The 21,155-nt window shown below is 72.0% G+C and carries 15 protein-coding genes; 11 read left to right on the forward strand and 4 right to left on the reverse strand.

What is annotated here, in order from left to right:
* The first annotated feature begins 131 nt into the window (after positions 1-131).
* From ABIA32_RS09115 to ABIA32_RS09135, 5 genes are all read left to right on the forward strand, one after another.
* Positions 132-1,106, forward strand: coding sequence for a zinc-binding alcohol dehydrogenase family protein (locus ABIA32_RS09115; RefSeq protein WP_370093430.1), 975 nt, complete (start codon positions 132-134; stop codon positions 1,104-1,106).
* A gap of 50 nt (positions 1,107-1,156) precedes the next feature.
* Positions 1,157-1,636 (forward strand): GNAT family N-acetyltransferase, encoded by a 480-nt coding sequence (locus tag ABIA32_RS09120; protein WP_370093431.1) that lies wholly within the window; start codon positions 1,157-1,159, stop codon positions 1,634-1,636.
* A 569-nt stretch (positions 1,637-2,205) separates the two neighbouring features.
* Positions 2,206-6,249: an ATP-dependent RNA helicase HrpA gene (gene hrpA / locus ABIA32_RS09125; protein WP_370093432.1), complete on the forward strand. Its 4,044-nt coding sequence runs from the start codon at positions 2,206-2,208 to the stop codon at positions 6,247-6,249.
* A 109-nt stretch (positions 6,250-6,358) separates the two neighbouring features.
* A complete protein-coding gene (locus ABIA32_RS09130) occupies positions 6,359-10,456 on the forward strand; it encodes a Pls/PosA family non-ribosomal peptide synthetase (RefSeq protein WP_370093433.1) in 4,098 nt (1,365 codons plus the stop codon).
* 89 nt (positions 10,457-10,545) lie between these two features.
* Complete coding sequence (locus tag ABIA32_RS09135) at positions 10,546-11,916, forward strand: M1 family metallopeptidase (protein WP_370093435.1); 1,371 nt, start codon at positions 10,546-10,548, stop codon at positions 11,914-11,916.
* Between the two features lie 23 nt (positions 11,917-11,939).
* Here the strand turns inward: ABIA32_RS09135 and ABIA32_RS09140 are convergent, their stop codons facing one another.
* Positions 11,940-12,374, reverse strand: a complete 435-nt coding sequence (locus ABIA32_RS09140) for a MarR family winged helix-turn-helix transcriptional regulator (RefSeq protein ID WP_370093436.1) — start codon at positions 12,372-12,374, stop codon at positions 11,940-11,942.
* Positions 12,375-12,466: 92 nt separating this feature from the next.
* Here ABIA32_RS09140 and ABIA32_RS09145 point away from each other — a divergent pair, with 92 nt between their 5' ends.
* Entirely contained in the window at positions 12,467-13,438 is a 972-nt protein-coding gene (locus ABIA32_RS09145; protein WP_370093513.1) for an aldo/keto reductase, read from the forward strand.
* Between the two features lie 308 nt (positions 13,439-13,746).
* Positions 13,747-13,959 (forward strand): hypothetical protein, encoded by a 213-nt coding sequence (locus ABIA32_RS09150; protein ID WP_370093437.1) that lies wholly within the window; start codon positions 13,747-13,749, stop codon positions 13,957-13,959.
* A gap of 24 nt (positions 13,960-13,983) precedes the next feature.
* On the opposite strand, the gene ABIA32_RS09155 is transcribed toward ABIA32_RS09150, so the two are convergent.
* Both ABIA32_RS09155 and ABIA32_RS09160 read right to left on the reverse strand, forming a co-directional pair.
* Positions 13,984-15,000 (reverse strand): hypothetical protein, encoded by a 1,017-nt coding sequence (locus tag ABIA32_RS09155; protein WP_370093438.1) that lies wholly within the window; start codon positions 14,998-15,000, stop codon positions 13,984-13,986.
* A gap of 87 nt (positions 15,001-15,087) precedes the next feature.
* Positions 15,088-15,357 carry a GlsB/YeaQ/YmgE family stress response membrane protein gene (locus ABIA32_RS09160; protein ID WP_370093439.1) on the reverse strand — a complete coding sequence of 90 codons (270 nt, stop codon included), beginning with the start codon at positions 15,355-15,357 and terminating at the stop codon, positions 15,088-15,090.
* A gap of 269 nt (positions 15,358-15,626) precedes the next feature.
* Here ABIA32_RS09160 and ABIA32_RS09165 point away from each other — a divergent pair, with 269 nt between their 5' ends.
* Positions 15,627-17,279, forward strand: a complete 1,653-nt coding sequence (locus ABIA32_RS09165) for an alkaline phosphatase family protein (RefSeq protein WP_370093440.1) — start codon at positions 15,627-15,629, stop codon at positions 17,277-17,279.
* 244 nt (positions 17,280-17,523) lie between these two features.
* Here ABIA32_RS09165 and ABIA32_RS09170 read toward each other — a convergent pair whose 3' ends face one another.
* Entirely contained in the window at positions 17,524-18,678 is a 1,155-nt protein-coding gene (locus tag ABIA32_RS09170) for a PP2C family protein-serine/threonine phosphatase (RefSeq protein WP_370093442.1), read from the reverse strand.
* A 112-nt stretch (positions 18,679-18,790) separates the two neighbouring features.
* On the opposite strand from ABIA32_RS09170, the gene ABIA32_RS09175 reads away from it, so the two are divergent.
* The 3 genes from ABIA32_RS09175 (at position 18,791) to ABIA32_RS09185 (ending at position 21,116) form a co-directional block, all read left to right on the forward strand.
* On the forward strand, positions 18,791-19,780 hold the full coding sequence (locus tag ABIA32_RS09175) for a PrsW family intramembrane metalloprotease (RefSeq protein ID WP_370093443.1): 990 nt from the start codon (positions 18,791-18,793) through the stop codon (positions 19,778-19,780).
* A 109-nt stretch (positions 19,781-19,889) separates the two neighbouring features.
* Positions 19,890-20,693 (forward strand): SGNH/GDSL hydrolase family protein, encoded by an 804-nt coding sequence (locus tag ABIA32_RS09180; RefSeq protein WP_370093444.1) that lies wholly within the window; start codon positions 19,890-19,892, stop codon positions 20,691-20,693.
* A gap of 207 nt (positions 20,694-20,900) precedes the next feature.
* Complete coding sequence (locus tag ABIA32_RS09185; RefSeq protein ID WP_370093446.1) at positions 20,901-21,116, forward strand: heavy-metal-associated domain-containing protein; 216 nt, start codon at positions 20,901-20,903, stop codon at positions 21,114-21,116.
* Positions 21,117-21,155: the final 39 nt, after the last annotated feature.

Here is a 21,155-nt window from a genome sequence, read left to right on the forward strand (position 1 = left end):
CCACCTATCGACTGAACCCGGACGAAGATCGGGCCAATGGACTTGAAGTGTTCGATGAAAGTCATACACTCAAGGTGTTCGACCTTCACCGAACACTTTACCGCTTCAGCTACCACTGGGGGATGACTGTCATGCGCGCTGTCGTATTCGAGGAGCTCGGTGGCCCTGAGGTCCTGCAGGTCGCGGAGGTATCGGCACCGGAACCTGGGCCGGGTCAGGTCGCGGTCGACGTCGCCTGGTCGGGCGTCAACTTCGCCGACGCCAAGGCCCGGTCGGTCGGGTACCGGGTGGAGTCCTTCCCCTTCCGCCCGGGTCTGGAGGTCTCCGGCACGGTCCGCGCCCTGGGGGCCGGCGTGAGCGGTCTGACCGTGGGCCAGCACGTGGTCGCGATGGTCAACGGCGGTGGCTACGCGGAGACGGTCCTGGTTCCGGCGGAGACGACCTTCGCCGTGCCCGAAGCGCTCGATCTGCGTGACGCCGCCGCGCTGACGACGGTCCTGGCCACGGGTTACGCGCTGCTGCACGAGGTGGCCCGGCTGCGCGAGGGCGAGACGGTGCTGATCCAGGGCGCGGCCGGTGGCGTCGGCACGGCGACCGGACAGCTGGCCCGCGCGGCGGGCGCGGGACGCGTCTTCGGCATCGTCTCCAAGGCGGAAAAGGCCGCCTACGCGAAGGACTTCGGCTACGACGAGGTCTTCGTCGGTGAGGACTTCGACGAGCAGGTACTGCGCGCCACGGACGGCCGCGGGGTCGACGTCGCGCTCGACCCGGTCGGCGGCGAGAGCTGGCGCCGCAGCGTCGCCTCACTGGCCCGCTACGGCCGCGCCGTGGCCTTCGGCAATGCCAGCGAGGCCGCGCCCTGGCAGATCGGCTTCGGCGACCTGGCGGTGCGCGGGCTGTCGGTCTCCGGATTCAGCATCCTCGGCCTCGGCGCCACCGACCCGGCCCGGCTGCGCGAGCTGACCGAGCGGGCCTTCCGCGAGGCCGAGCGCGCCGGCATCACCGTGCCGATCACGGCGGAGTTCCCGCTGGACCAGGCCGCCGCGGCGCACGAACTGCTGGAGAGCCGGACCAGCATGGGCAAGCTGCTGCTACGAGTCCGCTGACACCGCGGGCCGGGGCGCCCAAACGCGTGCCTCGGTGGCATAGTCGGCGCGTGCTCCTCACCACGCCCCGCCTGCGGCTCTGCCTCACCGCTCCCCCCTTCGACCCCTCCGCGTTCGACTGGATCGCGGAGGCGCCGGGCCCCGGGGTCTGGGAGCTCGCCGGCATCGCCGCGCGGGCGGCGGAGGTGGACTGGTACCTGCCGCCCTGGGGCCTGTACGTGATCGTCCGCGCCGCCGACGACCGCGCCATCGGCGGCATCGGCTTCCACGGTCCGCCGGGGGCGACGGGAGAGGTCGAGCTCGGCTACGAGCTCGCCCCCACCGCGCGCGGCGCGGGCTACGCGACGGAAGCGGTCCGTGCTCTTGCCGCACTGGCCCTCGACTCCCCGGAGGTCAACGTGGTGAACGCCCGCACCACCAGCGCCAACGAGGCCTCCCAGGCGGTCCTGCGCCGCTGCGGCTTCGCCCTCGTCCCCGTCCCACCCCCCGACGGCTTGGTCCACTTCCGACTGCCCCGCCCCGACCGCTGACCACGCGGTCACGCGGCCGCTGCGCCCCAGGCCAGAAGGCCGCGACGGTCGGTCGGGCCCAGGCGCAGCCGACCAGGCGAGCCGCGCGCCGCACCCCACCGCACATCGGCCGTCACAGCCCTCGCCGGCGAGAAAACCGCAGCCGTCAGTCTGCCCCGCCCCGACCGCTGACCTCGCGGCCCCACGGTCACGCGTCCGCTGCGCGCCAGGCCGGAAGGCCGCGACGGCCAGTCAGTCGGGCCTACCAGGCGAGCCGCGCCGCACACCGGCGGTCCCGGACCTCGCCGGCGAGAGAACTGTGCAACCGGCCGCACTCGCTCGTCGTCCCGCAGGTCACCAACGAGAAGACCGCAGCCGGCGGTCGGCAGGGCCAAGCGCACCCGGAACCGCCTCCCGACCCTCCCCGCGTCACGTTCGCCACCCCCCAAAGCCTGCGGCCGCGCCAGGGGCGCGCAGCTCAGCGCTCGTCCCCAGTCCCGCCCGGGCGAGACTGGGGCAGCACCCCTGGCGTCCGTCCCGGATAACGGTTCGACAAGGCAGGTCCCCTCTTGCGTACGCTTGTCTACGCAATGGGAACCCAGCCGCAGAACACCGCCACCTCTCGCCGCCCGCGCTCCGCGCCCCGCGCCGCCGCCTCCGGGCCGGTCGGGGTACTCGCCGCACGGCTGAGTTCACTGTCGCTCCGGGACGAGGAGCGCCTCGGACGCAGGCTCGAGGGCCTGCGGAAGGTGCGTGAGCCCGAGAAGCGCGAGCGCACCCTCTCCGCGATCACCGCCGACGTCGAAGCCGCAGAGCTGCGCCTGGAGAACCGGCGCGCCACGATCCCCACCCCCGCGTATCCGGACGGACTGCCGGTCAGCGCCCGCAAGGACGACATCCTGGCGGCCATCCGCGACCACCAGGTCGTGATCGTCGCCGGTGAGACCGGCTCGGGCAAGACGACGCAGATTCCCAAGATGTGCCTGGAGCTCGGCCGCGGCGTCCGCGGCCTGATCGGGCACACCCAGCCCCGCCGGATCGCCGCCCGCACGGTCGCCGAACGCGTCGCGGAGGAGCTCGGCACCGAGCTCGGCAACACCGTCGGCTGGAAGGTCCGCTTCACCGACCAGGTCAGCGAGCAGACCGCCGTCAAGGTGATGACCGACGGCATCCTGCTCGCCGAGATCCAGAACGACCGGCTGCTGCGGCAGTACGACACGCTGATCATCGACGAGGCCCACGAGCGCAGCCTCAACATCGACTTCATCCTGGGTTATCTCAAGCAACTGCTGCCCAAGCGCCCCGACCTCAAGGTCGTCATCACCTCGGCGACGATCGACCCCGAACGCTTCGCCCGCCACTTCGCGGACGCGACGACCGGCGAGGACGCCCCGATCATCGAGGTGTCCGGCCGGACCTACCCGGTCGAGGTCCGCTACCGCCCGATCATCGAGGACGGCGACGAGGAGGACCCGGGCTCCGACATCGACCGGGACCGCGACCAGGTCCAGGCGATCTGCGACGCCGTCGCCGAGCTCGGCGAGGAGGGCCAGGGCGACATCCTCGTCTTCCTCTCCGGCGAGCGCGAGATCCGCGACACCGCGGAGGCGCTGGAGAAGCAGAGACTCAAATTCACCGAGGTCGTCCCGCTCTACGCCCGGCTCTCCTCCGCCGAGCAGCACCGCGTCTTCCAGCAGCACTCCGGCCGCCGGATCGTGCTGGCGACCAACGTCGCCGAGACCTCTCTCACCGTCCCGGGCATCCGTTACGTCATCGACCCCGGCACCGCGCGCATCTCCCGCTACAGCCACCGCACCAAGGTCCAGCGGCTGCCGATCGAGGCGGTCTCGCAGGCCAGCGCCAACCAGCGCAAGGGTCGCTGCGGCCGTACCAGCGACGGCATCTGCATCCGGCTCTTCTCCGAGGAGGACTTCCTCTCCCGCCCCGAGTTCACCGACCCGGAGATCCTGCGTACCAACCTGGCCTCGGTCATCCTCCAGATGACCGCCGCCGGGCTCGGCGACATCACCGCCTTCCCGTTCCTGGAGCCGCCGGACCGCCGCAACATCAAGGACGGCGTCGACCTGCTCCAGGAGCTGCACGCGCTGGAGGCCGGAGCGTCCGACCAGGGCCGGCAGATGCGGTTGACGCCGATAGGCCGCAAGCTCGCGCAGCTCCCGGTCGACCCGCGGCTCGCCCGGATGGTGCTGGAGGCCGAGCAGCACGGCGTCATCCGCGAGGTCATGGTCATCGCCGCCGCGCTCTCCATCCAGGACCCGCGCGAGCGTCCCGTCGAGAAGCGCGCGCACGCGGACCAGCTGCACGCCCGCTTCACCGATCCGACCTCGGACTTCCTCACCTACCTCAACCTCTGGCGCTATTTGAAGCAGCAGCAGAAGGCACTCAGCAGCAGCCAGTTCCGCCGCACCTGCAAGGCCGAGTTCCTCAACTACCTGCGCATCCGCGAGTGGCAGGACATCGACGCGCAGCTGCGCCAGGTCGCCAAGTCCCTCGACGTCGACCTGGGCGAGCCGCACATGCCCGACGAGGTCGACGGCGACGCGGTGCACCGCTCCCTCCTCGCCGGTCTGCTCTCGCATGTGGGCTCCAAGGACGCCGAGAAGCAGGAGTACTTCGGCGCACGCGGCGCGAAGTTCGCCGTCTTCCCGGGGTCCGCGCTCTTCAAGAAGACGCCCGCCTGGGTGATGGCCGCCGAGCTGGTGGAGACCTCCCGGCTCTGGGCCAGGATCGCCGCCAAGGTCGAGCCGCAGTGGATCGAGGAGCTGGCCGCCCACCTGGTCAAGCGCACCTACAGCGAGCCGCACTGGGAGAAGGACCGTGGCCAGGTCGTCGCCTTCGAGCGGGTCACCCTCTACGGGCTGACCCTCGTCGCCGGGCGCAAGATCGGCTACGGCAAGATCGACCCGGAGCTCTCCCGCGAGCTGTTCATCCGGCGCGCGCTGGTCGAGGGCGAGTGGCGCACCCACCACCGCTTCTTCCACGACAACCGGAAGCTGCTCGACGAGGTCGAGGAGCTGGAGAACCGCGCCCGTCGCCGCGACATCATGGTCGACGAGGAGACCCTCTTCGACTTCTACGACCAGCGCGTGGGCCAGGAGGTCGTGTCCGCCGCCCACTTCGACAGCTGGTGGAAGAAGACCCACCGGGCCAAGCCCGAACTGCTCACCTTCACCCCGGAGCTGCTGGTCAACGAAAGCGCCGAGGCGGTCACCGAGCGGGACTACCCCTCGGTGTGGCGCCAGGGCGACCTCGAACTGCCGCTGACCTACCAGTTCGAGCCCGGCACCGAGCAGGACGGCGTCACCGTCCACATCCCGCTCACCCTGCTCAACCAGGTGCGTCCGGCCGGCTTCGACTGGCAGATCCCCGGGTTGCGCGAGGAGCTGGTCACCGCGCTGATCCGTTCGCTGCCCAAGGCGCTGCGCCGCAACTTCGTCCCGGCCCCCGACTACGCCAAGCGACTGATGCAGACCCTGGCGCAGCGCAGCTCCAAGACGGGAGACCCGGCCGCCGACGACAAGCCGCTCGTCGAGATCCTGGAGTGGCAGCTGCACCACCTGCGCGGCATCCCGGTCCCGCGCGACAGCTGGAGCCTGGACGCCATCCCCGACCACCTGCGGATCACCTTCCGGGTCGAGGACGAACGCGGCCACAAGCTGGCCGAGGCCAAGAGCCTGGACCGGCTCAAGCTGGACCTCAAGGCCCGAACCCAGCAGGCCATCGCCAAGGCCGCCGGCGGGCTGGAGAAGCGCGGCCTTACGGACTGGACGATCGGCGAGCTGCCGCACACCTTCGAGCAGAAGCGCGGCACGCAGACCGTCAAGGGCTATCCGGCGCTGGTCGACGACGGCGACTCGGTCTCCGTGCAGCTGCTGGACACCCCCTTCGAGCAGCAGCGCGCGATGGCGGCCGGTACCCGGCGGCTGCTGCTGCTCGGGGTCAACTCGCCGGTCAACTCGATCCAGTCGCGGCTCGGCAAGGGCGCGAAGCTGGCGCTGGCGGCCAACCCGCACGGCAGCACCGAGGCGCTCTTCGCCGACTGCGTGACCGCCGCCGCGGACAAGCTGATCGCCGACGCGGGCGGCCCGGCCTGGGACGGCGAGGACTACGCGAAGCTGCGCGACCATGTCCGCGCGGAGCTGTACGAGACGACGGCCGAGGCCGTGATCAGGACCGCCAACGTGCTGGCCGTGCACCACCGGGTGCAGGAGCGGCTGAAGGGCATCGGCAACAGCCTCGCCCTGCTGACGGGCCTGACGGACATTCGGGCCCAGCTCAAGGAGCTCGTGCACCCGGGTTTCGTGGCCGACACGGGCGTGCGCCGCCTGCCGGACCTGCTGCGCTACCTCAAGGCGATCGAGCGCCGGCTGGTCAAACTGCAGGACGACCCGATCCGCGACCGGGACCGCACCAGCGCGATCATCCGGATGCAGGACGCCTACGCCGAACTGCTCGCGGAGCTGCCGCCGGAACGCCGCGACGAGGAGGGCGTGCGGCAGATCCGATGGATGATCGAGGAGTTGCGCGTCAGTCTGTGGGCGCAGCCGCTGGGCACGCCGTACTCGATCTCGGAGCAGCGGATCCTGCGGGCGATCGACGCGCTCCTCGGGTGACGGCCCGGGAAACGACAGGCGGGCCAGTGGGGCAATCGTCGCAGATACCGAATATCGGAACCTTCGTTCGGTAAACTGGATCCCCTTGTCGACAAGGGACGAGGGCCCGATGACCATCGCCACCACCGCTCAGCCCGCCCAGCCTGCACCGACGGCGTCTCCAGCGCTGTTCACGGCAGGCGGGGGCGCGTCGCCACGCACACTGGTGGACCTCCTCGACGCGACCGTCCGCGCCCACCCACAGGAGCCCGCGCTCGACGACGGACACGCCCAACTGAGCTACCGCGCTCTCGCCGCCGCCGTCGAGGCGCAACGCAAGCGGCTCGCGGCGGCCGGGATCAGGCCGGGCGACCGGGTCGGCGTGCGGATCCCGTCCGGGACCAACGAGCTCTACGTCGGCATCCTGGCCGTGCTCGCCGCCGGTGCGGCGTACGTTCCCGTCGACGCGGAGGATCCGGACGAGCGTGCGGAACTGGTCTTCGGCGAGGCCGAGGTCCAGGCGATCCTGGGCGCTAACCTCTCCCTGACACCGCGTCACCCCGGTGCGGCGACATCGGCCGTGCCCGCCTTCCCGCAGAGCCCGGTGTCCCGGCCGGACCTGAGCAGGCCGGCAGGGTCGCCAACAGCGGCCCAGGCTCCGGCCGTCGCCACCGCCACCGCCACCGCCACCGCGCCAACAGCACCACAGGAAGCAGCAGCACAGCCGGCACCGGCAGCCACGACGACACGAGGCGTGCCGGACGCCCCGACGGCGCGAACCGCGCCCGCCGCCCAGGGTTCAGCCGCGTCCACCGCCGGCCCCACCCCCGAGCACGACGCCTGGATCATCTTCACCTCCGGCTCCACCGGCAAGCCCAAGGGTGTCGCCGTCACCCACCGCAGCGCCGCCGCCTTCGTCGACGCCGAGGCCGCCCTCTTCCTCCAGGACGAGCCGATCGGCCCCGGCGACCGCGTCATGGCCGGGCTCTCCGTCGCCTTCGACGCCTCCTGCGAGGAGATGTGGCTGGCCTGGCGGCATGGCGCCTGCCTGGTCCCCGTTCCGCGCTCCCAGGTGCGCAGCGGCGCCGACCTGGGCCCCTGGCTGGTGGACCAGGAGATCACCGTCGTCTCCACCGTGCCGACCCTCGCCTCGCTCTGGCCCGCCGACGCGCTGGGCGAGGTCCGCCTGCTGATCTTCGGCGGCGAGGCCTGCCCGCCCGAGCTGGTGCAGCGACTGGTGACCGAGGGCCGCGAGGTGTGGAACACCTACGGCCCGACCGAGGCCACCGTCGTGGCCTGCGCCGCGCTGATGGACGGCTCGCAGCCGGTCAGGATCGGCCTGCCGCTGAACGGCTGGGAGCTGGCCGTGGTCGACGAGGCCGAGCAGCCGGTGCCGCTGGGCGGCAGCGGACAGCTCGTCATCGGCGGCCTGGGCCTCGCCCGTTACCTCGATCCGGCCAAGGACGCGGAGAAGTACGCGCCGCTGCCCTCCCTCGGCTGGGAGCGGGCCTACCGAAGCGGCGACCTGGTCCGCGCCGACGCCGAGGGGCTGGTCTTCCTGGGCCGTGCCGACGAGCAGATCAAGCTCGGCGGCCGCCGCATCGAGCTGGGCGAGGTCGACGCCGCGCTCCAGGCGCTGCCCGGCGTCGCGGGCGCGGCAGCGGCCGTGCGCACCGCGCCCGGCGGCAACCAGCTCCTCGTCGGCTACCTGGTGACCGCACCGGACTGGGACCGCAGGGACGCCGTCGAGCGGCTGCGCAAGGAACTGCCCGCCGCGCTCGTCCCCGTCCTCGCCGTCGTCGACGACCTGCCGACGCGCACCTCCGGCAAGGTCGACCGCAACGCGCTGCCCTGGCCGCTCCCCGGCAGCGAGCCCGACCCGGCCGCGCAGCGCTTCCAGGGCACCGAGGCCTGGCTGTCCGAGCGGTGGACCGAGATCCTCGGCGTCCCGGTGACCGATTCCCACGACGACTTCTTCAGCATCGGCGGCGGCAGCCTGGCCGCCGCCCGGCTGGCCACGCTGCTGCGCGAGCGCTACCCCGCCGTCGCCGTGCTCGACGTCTACGCCTACCCGACGCTGCGCAAGCAGGCCAAACTGCTCGACCGCTCGGCACACACCGACGGCGAGAAGCGTGAGATCGCCCCGACACCGCGCCGCGCGCAGGCGATCCAGCTGGCGCTGCTGGTGCCGCTGTTCACTCTCGTCGGGCTGCGCTGGACGGTCGGACTGCTCGCCCTCGGCAACGTCCTGCACTGGTTCGGGGCCTATCCTTGGGCGCCGACGAGCTCCTGGTGGCTGGTCGGCGCGGGCGCGATCCTGCTCTTCAGCCCACCCGGCCGGATCGCGATCGCGGCCGGCGGCGCCCGGCTGCTGCTGCGCGGGGTCGGGCCCGGCCGCTACCCGCGCGGCGGCGCCGTGCACCTGCGGCTGTGGACGGCGGAGCGGCTGGCCGAACTGAGCGGCGCGACCGCCCTGACCGGATCCTGGCTGGTCCGCTACGGCCGGGCGCTGGGCGCGCGCATCGCGTCCGAGGTGGACCTGCACTCGCTTCCGCCGGTGACCGGGCTGCTCAGGCTGGGGCGCGGCTGCGCGGTCGAGTCCGAGGTGGACCTCTCCGGCTGGTGGCTGGACGGCGACCGACTGGAGATCGGCGCGATCAAGGTTGGCTCGCAGGCCGTGGTCGGCACGCGAACGGTGCTCTTCCCCGACGCGCGGGTCGGCAAGCGCGCCGAGGTGGTCCCCGGCTCCGGCGTCGTCGGGCTGATTCCGACCGGCCAGCGCTGGGGCGGCGTCCCTGCCGTCAAGATCGGCAAGGCCGACCGCGCCTGGCCCAAGCAGCGGCCGCCGCGCCGACTGCACTGGTCCGCCGCCTACGGCGCGAGCGGCGCGTTCCTGACCCTGCTCCCGCTGCTGGCCGCCGCCCCCACGGTGCTGGTCGCGGCGGAGTTCGTGCCGCAGACCGGCAGCCTGTCGGCCGCCCTGCGCGGCGCGCTGCTCGCCGTCGTCCCCGCGTCGCTCACCTACGGCGCGGTGTTCGCGCTGCTCGTGCTGGTGGCGGTCCGGCTGCTCAGTCTCGGACTGCGCACCGGCTTCCATCCCGTACACAGCCGGATCGGCTGGCAGGCCTGGACCGTCAGCCAGCTGATGGACGCCGCACGCGGGACGCTCTTCCCGCTCTACGCCGGGCTGGTCACCCCCGTGTGGCTGCGACTGCTGGGCATGAAGGTCGGCCGTGGCGCGGAGGTCTCCACCGTCCTCGCGCTGCCCAGCCTGACCACCGTCGGCGAGGGCGCGTTCCTCGCCGACGACACCCTGACCGCCCCCTACGAGCTGGGCGGGGGCTGGCTGCGCATCGGGCGCGCCGAGATCGGCCGCCGGGCCTTCCTGGGCAACTCCGGCATGACCGGCCCAGGCCGCTCGGTCCCGGAGGGCGGCTTGGTCGGAGTGCTCTCCGCGACGCCGAAGAAGGCCAAGAAGGGCTCTTCCTACCTCGGCCTGCCACCGGTCAAGCTCCCCCGCGCGGCCGAGAAGGGCGACGAGGGCCTCACCTACGACCCGCCCGCCCGGCTGCTCTGGGCGCGCGGTCTGGTCGAGCTCTGCCGACTGCTGCCGGTCTTCTGCTCCACCGCGCTCGCCGCGCTGACCGGCGCGGCGCTCTGCGCGCTGTGGCAGGCCGGGGCGGCCTGGCTGGCCGGTGTCGCCCTGCTTGGCGCGGGGACGGTCGCGGCGCTGCTGGCCGTGGCGGCGAAGTGGCTGCTGGTCGGGCGCTTCCGCGCGGTGGACCACCCGTTGTGGAGCGGCTTCGTGTGGCGCAACGAGCTCGCCGACACCTTCGTCGAGGTGCTGGCCGTGCCGTGGCTGATCGGCTCGGTCCCTGGCACGCCGGTGCAGACGCTCTGGCTGCGCGGCCTGGGCGTGCACGTCGGCCGGGGCGTGTGGTGCGAGAGCTACTGGCTGCCCGAGTCCGACCTGGTCACCCTGGGCGACGGCGTGAGCGTGAACCGGGGCTGCGTGTTGCAGACGCACCTCTTCCACGACCGGATCATGCGCATGGATACTGTGGTCCTCGATCAGGGCGCCACCCTCGGCCCGGGTGGCATCGTGCTCCCGGGCAGCCGCGTCGGCGCCCGGACCACGCTCGGACCAGCCTCGCTGGTCATGGGCGGCGAGACCGTCCCGGCGGACACCCGTTGGCTGGGCAACCCGATCGAGGCGTGGCAGGCCTGATCCCGCCCCGCCCCGTCGGCGCAGGACACAGCTCGGCACAGCACGGCACGGCACGGCACGGCACGTACGTCGCAGGGAGCGGAACACCGGTGAGTCCCCAGCAGGCCCCGCAGCGGCAGACGGCCACCGGCGCGGGCGCGCCCCCGGTCACCGACTCGTACTTCCCGGCCAGCGGCGACCCCCGCCACCACGTCCACCGCTACGAGCTCGCGCTCGACTACCGCCCCGGCCCCAACCGGCTGGCCGGCACGGCCAGGCTCAGCGCCATAGTGACCACCGGCGGCGCTCCGCTCGCCGAGTTCGCGCTGGACCTGGCTCCGAACTTCCACGTCGGCCGGGTGCTGGTCGACGGCCGGGCCCCGCACTACGCCCACCGGGCCGGCAAGTTGCGCGTGCGCCCGGCAAAGGCGCTGGCCCCCGGCGCGGTCTTCACCGTCGAGGTGCACTGGACCGGCAACCCGAAGCCGGTGCGCAGCCCCTGGGGAGGGCTGGGCTGGGAGGAACTGACCGACGGCGCCCTGGTCGCCAGCCAACCGGTCGGCGCGCCGTCCTGGTACCCCTGCAACGACCGCCCGGCGGACAAGGCGGCCTACCAGATCTCACTCACCACGCCCTCCCCCTACGCGGTGGTCCTGGGTGGCCGGCTGCTCACCCGCACCGTCCGGTCCAGCAGCACGACGTGGGTCTACGAGCAGTCCGCGCCGACCTCCAGCTACCTGGTCGGCCTGGCGGTCGGCCCGCTCCAGGACGTCCGGCTGGACGATCCGGCCGCAGAGGACGTCCCGCAGACCGGCTGGGCCCCGCACCGGCTCATGCCCGCCTTCGAGGCGGCGTTCGCGCGGCAGGCCGAGATGATGCGCCTGTTCCAGGAGCTCTTCGGGCCGTATCCCTTCAGCGAGTACACCGCCGTCGTCGTGGACGAGGAGCTGGAGGTGCCGGTCGAGGCGCAGGCCATGGCCACATTCGGCACCAACCACCTGGTCGACGGCTGGGAGTCGGAGCGCATGGTCGCGCACGAGCTGGCGCACCAGTGGTTCGGCAACAGCGTCACCGTGGCGGACTGGCGGCACATCTGGCTGAACGAGGGCTTCGCGAAGTACGCGGAGTGGCTCTGGTCGGAGCGCTCGGGTGGGGCGACGGCTACGGAACGCGCAGCCAGGTCGTACCAGTTGCTCGCGGCGCTGCCGCAGGACCTGCGGCTGGCCGACCCCGGCCGCCGGCTGATGTTCGATGACCGGCTCTACCAGCGCGGCGGCGTGACCGTGCAGGCGCTGCGCGTCGCCCTGGGCGACGAGGCGTTCTTCCGCATGCTGCGGGACTGGACCCGGCTGCACCGCCACGGCGTGGTGGGGACCGACACCTTCGTCGCGCACGTCACGCGCTACGCGTCGGCGCCGATCGACGAAATGCTGCGCGAGTGGCTCTTCGAGACGGCCCTGCCGCCGTTCCCGGGGCGGTAGGCCAGCGCCAGGACCGAGAACGGTCAGGCCCGGACGCCGGCCCTGCTGAGCTCAGGCAGCAGCTTCTGCAGGATGTCGTGGAGCTGGTCCCGCTCGGCCTCGTCGAGGCGGTCCAACGCGTCGTGGACGGTCTGCATGTCCTCGCGTACGGCGGCGAGCGCGGCCCTGCCCTGCTCCGTGGCCGTGACGATCTTGATCCGGCGGTCCTGCGGCCCCGGCTCCCTGCGGACCAGCTCGCGGGCCTCGAGCCGGTCCACGATCCCGGTAACGTTCGAGGCATCGCAGACCAGTTGCTCCGCGAGCGCCCGCATCGGCTGCGGCGCGCGTACCACGGCGCCGAGCACCTTGGCCTGGACGGGGGTCAGCCCGTGCCGGGCCGCGACGGCGGCGAAGTCCTGGTAGTACGCGCCGCCGACCGCTGCGATCACATCCATCAACGCCGACTTGCTGGTGCTCATGGGCCGAGTTTACGGCCGCAACTTGAGCTGCTCAACTATCCTTGATCATCAAGCACTGCCGTGGAACACGAGGGGACGCACCACAGATGAGCATGCGCACCACCACACTCGGCACCGGAGGCCCGGCCGTGGGCGTCGTCGGACTCGGCTGCATGGGCATGTCCCACGCCTACGACCCCGCCACCCGCGACGACGACGCCTCCGTCGCGGTGATCCGGCAGGCGCTCGACCTCGGGGTCACCCTGATCGACACCGCGGACGTCTACGGTCCGTTCGTCAACGAGGAGCTGGTCGGCCGCGCCCTCGCCGACGGCCACAGGGACCGCGCGGTGCTGGCCACCAAGGTCGGCCTGCAGACGCCCGAGACCGGCCTCGGCGCGAGCTCCGCGGGTCTGCTGCGCAACGGTCGCCCGGAGCACGTCCGCGCCGCCATCGACGCGAGCCTGCGACGTCTCGGCACCGACCGCGTGGACCTCTACCAGTTGCACCGAGTGGACCCGGAGGTGCCCATCGAGGAGACCTGGGGCGCGCTGGCGGAGGCGGTCACGGCCGGAAAGGCGCTCCGGATCGGCCTGTCCGAGGTGGGGGTCGAGGAGATCAGGCGGGCACAGGCGGTGCACCCGGTGGCCTCGGTCCAGTCCGAGCTCTCGCTCTGGACCCGAGACGCCCTCGCCGAGGTGCTGCCGTACTGCGAGAGCGAGGGCATCGCCTTCCTGCCCTTCTCGCCGCTGGGCCGAGGCTTCCTCGCGGGCCGCTTCGCGAGCGCGGCGGACCTCCCGGCCGACGACTGGCGCGCGACGCTGCCGCGCTTCCAGGCGGAGGCGCTGGCCGCGAACCAGGCGATCGTGGACACCGTTCGCACCGTCGCCGACCGCCACGACGCGACGCCGGCCCAGGTCGCCCTCGCCTGGGTCCTCGCCCAGGGCCGCTACGTCGTGCCGATCCCCGGCACCAAGACTCCCAAATACCTCACCGACAACGCGGGCGCGGCGGCCCTGACCCTGACCACCTCCGACCTCGCCGACCTCAACGCCCTCCCGTCCCCCACCGGCGACCGTTACTAGCGCTCGCGCGCTGCCACCCGGACCGGGGCAGGCCGAATCGACCGGGCAAACGCCGGACGATCACCTCACCCCGACCGGGTCCGCCTCTCGGCCCGAGCCCGGCGAGGACCGCCGCGTAGAGTGCCGGCCCGGCAACTCGTCACACCAGCCCCACCCTGCCGAAGCCCGCGGTAGGGGAGCCCCACGGCAGCAGCCTCCGACGCGGCATTCCGAGCCACAATGCACGAGGGGCGCGCCGATCCCCGCCCCAGGTCGGCGCGTGCGAACGCCGCACGGAACCGACGGGACGTCAGGTGCGTCGAAGGGGTATGACCGCAGACACGATCTGGGCCGATCAGGTTCCGCCCACACCGCCGTTGCCGCCGGCGCCGCCCGGAGCCGGCGGTCCGCCGCCGAAGCGGGTGAACCGGACCGCGTTGGCCGTGCTGATCTCGCTGCTGATGCTCGCCGGACTCGCCGTCGGGCTCGTCGTGCTGATCGGCTCCTCCGCGAGCGCCGTCGGGGGCTGCGGCGGGGGCTGACCCGGCTCGCGACAGGGACGTCCCTCAGCGCAGCAGGTACGGCAGGCGTTCGCGCAGGAAGCCGCGGGGGAACTCGTCCCGCAGCCGCCACAGCCCGGCGTCGACCACGAAGTGCGCCATCACCCCGCCGAGATAGGCCCCGTAGAGCGCACGCTCCGCGGGGCCTCCGCTGTGCAGGTGGGAGGCCAGGCCGAGGACCAGGCCGAGCAGCAGGCCGATGTTGAGCAGCAGGGCCAGCGAGATCAGCCTCGGTATCCGCCCACCCGCTCCGCCCGCCGCGACCATGCCCATCATCAGCAGGTACTGCAGGCCGTGAGCCATCGTCAGCCCGGCCACCGCCGCGTACGGGGAGCTGAACAGGAAGACCGGCAGGAAGAACCCCAGCGCCGCGCAGAACAGCGCCGTCACCTGCCACGGACGCGCCGCCCTCGGCCGCCGCAGCAACTGCGTCGCGCCGTAGCCGACCGCGACCGCGAACAGCCCCGCCGCCACAGGGAAGAGCCCGTCGAGATGCGGCACCGGGCCGCCGAGCTGGAGCAGCGCCGGATGGAACAGCAGTCCGGCCGTGCCGCAGACGCCCGCCGCGGTGATCGCGACCCGCTCGCCGCGCCGCAGCGGACCCGCGCCGTACGCGGAGGAGGCGAGCGCGGCGAGGCCGAGGTTCTGCTTCTGGAAGTGGAAGAACTGCCAGGCGAAGAAGGCCAGCAGCAGCAGCGTGAACGGCCCGGGCGGGACCGCCGCGCCCAGCACCGCCATCACGGCCACCAGCGCGACCGGCGCCACGACGTAGCGCCCGCGCCGGGCCACCATGAAGCGGCGCACCTCGGGGACCGTGCAGAACCATGCGCTGCTGGCGACGTGCACCGAGGAGCCGAGGAAGAGCAGCGCCCCCAGTCCCGCCCCCGCGTGGGCACCTGCCGCAGGGGCGGCCAGCACCGCGCCGACCAGCGAGCCGAGCGTCAACAGCAACATCCCGCAGAGCCACGCGTCGCGCGGCGCGTCACGCCGCGCGGTGTGCGGAAACGGGTCGACGGCTGCCATCGCGCCAGCATAGGCCGGGCGACCGACAGCCGTCGGTGGGGGTGCCGACCCCGCTCACGGACGCCGGAGCGGGGCCGTGACAAGCGTTCAGGTCTTCTGGCGCATACCGGTCCAGAGCGACGAGCCGCCACCGACCAGCACCAACGCGCCCGCAAGCTGCAGCAGATGACGGATCCAGTCCACGCCGCTGGTGTGCCGGACACCGATCCAGCCCGCCACGGCGTTGCCCAGCAGCGCCCCGCCCATGCCCAGCAGCACGGTCAGCCAGAACGGGATCGCCTGCTTGCCCGGCAGCAGCATCTTGGCCAGCACCCCGAGCACCGCCCCGACGATCACGATCCAGATCAGTTGGAACATCTCTGCCTCCCAAGGCCGCCCGAAAGGGGCCAATCCGACGTGGCCCCAGGTTCGGCCGATCATGGTCACCGCGCACGCCGAATGACCCGAATGGGTGGAGTTCGGGGGGCTTCGCGGACCCTCTTCCTCGGTAGGTGACCGGTAAGAGAAGTCTGTCGTCGCCCTGCGTTCAACCTCCCGCCGCCCGGAAGTAATTCCGGCCTACTACTCATGTCGCGGGCACTCCGCCGGAACCCGACCAACGCATCAGCGCGACGAGGAGAACTACCTTGACCCGACGTACCCTCCGCCTGGCCGCTCTGCTCGGCTCCACAGGCATGCTGGGCGGGGCCTTCTTCGCCCAGGCCGTGGCGTCCCCGATGAAGAGCGCCCCCTCCCAGGACCAGCGCCACGTGCTGCTGCTCTCCGTCGACGGTCTGCACCAGACCGACCTGGAGTGGTACATCGCCCAGCACCCGGACTCGGCCCTCGCTCAGCTCGTGCTGGGTGGCACGGAGTACACGCACGCGAAGACCACCACCCCCTCGGACAGCTTCCCCGGCATGGTCGCCCAGGTCACCGGTGGCGGCCCCGGCACCACCGGCGTGTACTACGACGACACCTGGAACGCCAAGCTGCTGCCGGCCGGCACCACCCACTGCAAGGGCGTCAAGCCCGGTGTCGAGATCGACTTCACCGAGGACCTGGACAAGAACAAGGCCAGCATCGACGCGGGCCAGGGTCTGAAGAACCTGCCGGGCTCGATCCTGCAGATGACCGGCACCCCGCAGAAGCTGCTCGACCCGAGCAAGCTGCCGGTCGACCCGAAGACCTGCAAGCCGGTCTACCCGCACTCCTACCTGCAGACGAACACCGTCTTCGAGGTGGCCAAGCAGGCCGGCCTGCACACCGCCTGGTCCGACAAGCACGCCGCGTACGACATCCTCAACGGCCCGAGCGGCACCGGCATCGACGACCTCTTCGCCCCGGAGATCAACTCCGACGCGATCGGCTACCCCGCCGGTGACGACTGGACCAAGGACAACAAGGCCACCCAGCAGTACGACAACTACAAGGTGCAGGCCGTCCTCAACGAGATCGACGGCTTCAACCACCAGCGCACCAGCAAGGTCGGCACGCCGTCGATCTTCGGCATGAACTTCCAGGCGGTCTCCACCGCGCAGAAGCTGCCCACCTCCAACGGGCTCCAGGGCGGCTATGTCTCCAAGAACGTGCCCGGCCCGCTGCTCGCCAAGAGCCTCGACTTCGTCGACGCCGAGCTCGGCCGGATGACGGCGGAGCTGAAGAAGCGTCACCTGGACAAGTCCACCACCATCATCCTGTCCGCCAAGCACGGCCAGTCGCCGACCGACCCGCAGGCGCTCACCCGCGTCGACGACGGCCCGCTGCTGGACGGCCTCAACGCCGCCTGGAAGAAGGCCCACCCGGCTGCGGGCACGCTCGTCGCCCACGCGGTGGACGACGACGGCATGCTGCTCTGGCTCAACGACCGCTCGCAGGCGGCGGCGGACTTCGCCAAGAACTACCTGCTGGCACAGAGCGGCACCGGCACGGACGTCAACAAGGCGGCCAAGCCCTTCACCCACGGTGGCCTGAGCAAGGTCTACGCGGGCGCCGAGGCGGCGCAGTACTTCGGCGTCAAGAAGGGTGACGCCGCGGTGCCGGACGTCTTCGGCATCGCCCAGTACGGCGTCGTCTACACGGGCGGCACCGGCAAGGTCGCCGAGCACGGTGGCGCCCACGCCGACGACCTGAACGTCCCGCTGGTGATCAGCGGCGCGTTCGTGCCGAACCAGGTCATCGACAACGCCCCGGTGCAGACCAAGCAGATCGCGCCGACCATCCTCGCCCTGCTCGGCCTGAACCCCGCCGACCTGATGGCCGTCCACAAGGAGGGCACCCAGGTCCTCCCGGTCCGCTGACGTCGGCCGACGGCCGACAGTAGCCAGCGAACCACGCCGCACGACCGCGGGGCCCGGACCACGACACGGTCCGGGCCCCGTCCCGCTCTCGGGCCAGTTGCACTCTCCAGGGGCGCGGGGCTCTGCTTGATCAACTGCGCGCGCGAACAACCACCCTGTGCGGATGGCCCTGCGCGTTCGGTGCTCCACGTACGCGGGTGGCTTGTCGCGCAGTTCCCCGCGCCCCTGGAGAGTGCAACTGGCCCTACGCGGTGGGCTCTCCGTCCCAGGCCAGCAGGAGCAGCGCCGCGTCGTCGCGGAGGGGGCCGCCGGCGTGGCGGGTGAGGTCGGCGTAGAGCGCGGCGAGGCCGGCGTCCAGGTCGCCGTCGGCCGCGCGCAGGAGCGCCGGCGCACGGTCGGCCAGTGGGTAGAAGGAGCCGTCCGCCCCGCGTGCCTCGATCACGCCGTCGGTGCAGAGCAGCAGCAGATCGCCCGCGGTGAAGCCGGCCGTCCAGGACCGGGGCCCGCCCATCGCCAACTGCGCGAGGCCCAGCGGGACCCAGGGGTCCGGCGGGTCCAGCGTCACCGCGTCGCCGACGCGCCGGACCAGCAGCGGCGGGACGTGGCCGCAGTGGACCAGCTCGATCGTGTCCGGCTCGCGGAACTGCACCAGTAGCGCCGTGGTGAACTCTCCCGACGCGGCATGCCGGGCGACACTCCGCTCCAACCGCTCGGCAACCCCGGTGAGCTCCCGCTCGTCGTACGCGGCCTCGCGGTACGCGCCGAGCACGAGCGAGGCCGTGCGGACGGCCGACAGGCCCTTGCCGCGCACGTCGCCGATCAGCGCCCTCACGCCGAACGGCGTCTCCAGCACCGCGTACAGGTCGCCGCCGATCTGGGCCAGGTCCGCCGCGGAGACGTAGCGCGCGGCCAGCCGGACCCGGCCGACCCGCGGTTCCGGCGGCGGCAGCAGGGCCAGCTGCGCGGCCTCGGCGACCGTCCGCACCGCGACCAGATGCCGGGTCCGCACGATCCGGAAGTGCGAGATCAGCACCGCCGCCAGGGTCAGCGCCGCGTAGGCGATCAGGGTGCCCTGGAAGAGCCGGTGCGACTCCAGGTCCCCCAGGCCGTCGTAGCGGGTGAGCAGCACCATCAGCAGCATGCCGATGGAACTGGTGACCACGACCTCCAGCGGATAGAGCATCAGCGCCGCCAGTGGTGGAACCACGGACATCAGCGAGGCCAGATAGGTGTCCCGGCCGGAGAGGACGTCCGCGAGGCAGACGACGACCATCGCCGCCCCGACGGGCACCAGTCGCTGCCAGAGCGGGGCCTGGAGCAGGGCCGCACCGTCGTCGAGCGCCGGGGCCGCCGAGGGGGCGGAAGCGCCCACGTCCTCCGCCGGCCGAGTGCTCGTCACGGTCCTGAATCTATCGGAACCCCAGGTAAGCGACACGTTTGGAGCTTCTCGGCGAGCGCCGCGAAAGTATGACAAAAAGGGTGCAACGAACGTCCGGCGAGAGGTCTCCACGATGTCCGCACCGGCCGCCTCACCCCCGCCCCGGCTGCCGGGTACCGGTCCGGCCCCTCTCACGCACCGGTGGCGTACCTGGTTCTTCGGCGGGCTCGCCCTCTGGGTCGCCGCCGTGCTGGTGACGTACTGGACCAACAACTCCAACCTGGTGCCGACCATCGTGCTGCTGGGCAGCTTCCTGGTGCCCGGCAGCTTTGTCGTCTGGGCCTACGAGCGCTACGGCCAGGATCTGGGCACCGACCGGATCGTGGCCTGCTTCGCGGTCGGCGGGATCATCGGGGTGCTGGGCGCCTCGCTGCTGGAGTACTTCCTGCTGGACTCCTCCATCTGGATCTACGTCGGCGTCGGCCTGATCGAGGAGGCGGTCAAGGCCTGGGCGCTGATCCTGCTGACCCGGCGGATCCCCGGCTCAGGAGTTCGGCACGGCCTGGTCCTGGGCGCGACGGTGGGCTTCGGGTTCGCCGCCTTCGAGAGCGCCGGCTACGCCTTCAACGCGGTGCTGGCGGTCCACGGGCTCTCGCTGCGCGATCTGGTGTCCACCGAGATCCTGCGCGGCGTGCTGGCCCCGGTCGGCCACGGGCTCTGGACGGCGATCCTGGGCGCGGTGCTGTTCCGGGAACGGCGCGGCAACCGCTTCGTCTTCAACCTGCCGGTGATCCTCACCTATCTCGGCGTCTCGGCCCTGCACGCGCTCTGGGACAGCTCGCACGGGATCGCGGCCTGGATCGTCGGCAGGATCACCGAGAGCAACTGGCAGAAGACCATCTTCAACTTCGGCTACCTCCCCAAGCCGACGCACAGCCAGGTCGAACTCTTCGCGGTCTTCTCGACGCTCGGCCTCGTCCTGGTCGCCGCCCTGGGCCTGGGCTGGCTCTGGACCCTGATCCTGCATGCCCGCAGGGACGGCCACCTCCCGGTCCGGCCGCGGCGGCCGAAGCCGCGACCCGAGCTCCAGCCGCACCAGCGCTGGTACCAGCCGCCGAAGTGACCCGGTGCCGGGGCCTGCGTATTCCCGGCTGCGGCAGTGGTTCATCTCACTCCCGTCAAGGGTTACCTACGGTGGCGTAAGTCACTTCATGCAGTGAAGTATCTCCAGCATGCCCACAAAGCGATCACCCCAGGAGCTCCCACAGATCACCTCCTACGCGGCTCTCGGTGACAGCTTCACCGAGGGCCTGAACGACCCCGGCCCCGACGGCGGTTTCGCCGGATGGGCCGACCGTCTGGCCCGCCTGCTGGCCGAGCGACGCCCGATGACGGACAGCGGCCACTACGACTTCCGCTACGCCAACCTCGCGGTGCGCGGCCGGCTGCTCGACCAGATCGCCGCCGAGCAGGTGCCGCAGATCGAGCAGATGCGGCCCGACCTGGTCAGCCTCGCCGCCGGCGGCAACGACATCCTGCGGCCCGGCAGCGACCCCGACGACGTCGCCGAGCGCTTCGAGCAGGCCGTCGCACGGCTGGTCCCGCACGCGGGCCAGGTGCTGATCTTCACCGGCTTCGACACCAGGGACACCCCGGTGCTGAAGCACCTGCGAGGCAAGATCGCGACCTACAACGCCCACCTGCGGGCGATCGCCGACCGGCACGACCTCGCCGTCGCGGACGTCTGGGCACTTCGCGCGGTCCGCGACCGCCGCGCCTGGAGCGAGGACCGGCTGCACCTCTCCCCGGAGGGCCACGATCGCGTCGCCCTGCTGTCGGCGCGCGCCCTGGGCCTGCGGGCCGGTGACCCCGAGGCGGCCTGGCCGCCGACCGCCGTGCACAGCGCGGCCGAGGCGCGCAGGGAGAACCTGCAGTGGGCCCGTGAGTACCTGCTGCCCTGGGTCGGCCGCCGCCTGCGCGGCGAGTCCTCAGGCGACCACGTCGAGGCCAAGCGCCCGGAGCTGGAACTGCTGTAGCGCGCGCGTGCGAGCCGAAGGGGCCCGCTGTCCACGCCTTCGGGCGCGGGCGGCGGGCCCTTTCGCTACCTGGAGTGACTCCTGACTACGCTCGGTTCCCCTGGGAAATTTCCGCACGCCCCACCGCGCGAGGGAATACCCCAGGGGGGTATGGTGTTGTGCAAGCTGAACGACGAACGAGCAACAGAAGCACCTCAGGAGGCAGACATGACCACCGCCGTCTTCACCGTTTCCGGCATGACCTGCGGCCACTGCGAGAAGTCGGTCTCGGAGGAGGTCGGCGCGCTGCCCGGCGTCACCCAGGTCTCCGCCGACGCCAAGTCCGGCCTGGTCACGATCGAGTCCGAGCAGCCGCTGGACGACGCCACGGTCCGCGCCGCCGTCGACGAGGCCGGCTACGAGCTGACCGGCCGCACCGCCTGACGCAGCGCGGCTCCGAGCGTCACACGCCTGAGGAGGGAA

This window comes from Streptacidiphilus sp. MAP12-20 (assembly GCF_041262525.1).
In the GTDB taxonomy this organism is placed as follows: domain Bacteria; phylum Actinomycetota; class Actinomycetes; order Streptomycetales; family Streptomycetaceae; genus Streptacidiphilus.

Coding starts and splice junctions, on each gene's coding strand:
- ABIA32_RS09185 (WP_370093446.1), top strand. CDS start 20,901: ATGACCACCGCCGTCTTCACCGTTTCCGGCATGACCTGCGGCCACTGC.
- hrpA (WP_370093432.1), top strand. CDS start 2,206: ATGGGAACCCAGCCGCAGAACACCGCCACCTCTCGCCGCCCGCGCTCC.
- ABIA32_RS09145 (WP_370093513.1), top strand. CDS start 12,467: ATGCGCACCACCACACTCGGCACCGGAGGCCCGGCCGTGGGCGTCGTC.
- ABIA32_RS09160 (WP_370093439.1), bottom strand. CDS start 15,357: ATGTTCCAACTGATCTGGATCGTGATCGTCGGGGCGGTGCTCGGGGTG.
- ABIA32_RS09140 (WP_370093436.1), bottom strand. CDS start 12,374: ATGAGCACCAGCAAGTCGGCGTTGATGGATGTGATCGCAGCGGTCGGC.
- ABIA32_RS09180 (WP_370093444.1), top strand. CDS start 19,890: ATGCCCACAAAGCGATCACCCCAGGAGCTCCCACAGATCACCTCCTAC.
- ABIA32_RS09150 (WP_370093437.1), top strand. CDS start 13,747: ATGACCGCAGACACGATCTGGGCCGATCAGGTTCCGCCCACACCGCCG.
- ABIA32_RS09130 (WP_370093433.1), top strand. CDS start 6,359: ATGACCATCGCCACCACCGCTCAGCCCGCCCAGCCTGCACCGACGGCG.
- ABIA32_RS09115 (WP_370093430.1), top strand. CDS start 132: ATGCGCGCTGTCGTATTCGAGGAGCTCGGTGGCCCTGAGGTCCTGCAG.
- ABIA32_RS09155 (WP_370093438.1), bottom strand. CDS start 15,000: ATGGCAGCCGTCGACCCGTTTCCGCACACCGCGCGGCGTGACGCGCCG.
- ABIA32_RS09175 (WP_370093443.1), top strand. CDS start 18,791: ATGTCCGCACCGGCCGCCTCACCCCCGCCCCGGCTGCCGGGTACCGGT.